Genomic DNA, 543 nt, shown 5'->3' on the forward strand with positions numbered 1-543 from the left:
TGTAAACGTTCCTGCAAGCATTTTAGGCTGTTCTTACCGATTAGGATTATCAAACATATTCACTAAATCACTTTCGGCCGCATTGAACCCTAAATGGATTCGAGCAGCTTGCTTTCGATTATAGTCACTGTAATATGTACAAACGAATCGTTCCAGTGATGCCTCGTTTGGGAATTGTTCTTTTAACTTCGCATGATGTTTTAATCCTTTATTATTATTTTCAATGAGGTTCGACGTATAGATACTCCTCTGAATACTCGCTGGAAAACGATAAAACTCAAAGAGTCCGTCCTGACTTGAAAACATATTGGCTAGTTTGGAATATTTCCCAGACCATTTCCCCAAGAACTTGCCTAGATTTTCTGCAGCTTCCTCGGCATTTCCAGCACGGTATACCAACTTGAAATCCAGTAGGATTTCCTTACGTACCTTCGGACGAACCAACCGAGAAATCGTGCGAGCAAGATGAACATAGCAATATTGGTGCCGTGCCTTTGGAAATAACTCTAGCAACTGCTCACGAATGCCTGAAAGTCCGTCTGT

1 protein-coding gene is annotated in these 543 nt (G+C 41.3%); it reads right to left on the bottom strand.

Annotation, left to right across the window (positions count from 1 at the left end; translation table 11 throughout):
• Positions 1–33 precede the first annotated feature (33 nt).
• The coding region (locus tag AB840_RS15685) for an IS256 family transposase (protein WP_048515734.1) at positions 34–543 on the bottom strand (510 nt) is incomplete at its 5' end.

This window comes from Megasphaera cerevisiae DSM 20462, assembly GCF_001045675.1.
Lineage (GTDB): Bacteria > Bacillota > Negativicutes > Veillonellales > Megasphaeraceae > Megasphaera > Megasphaera cerevisiae.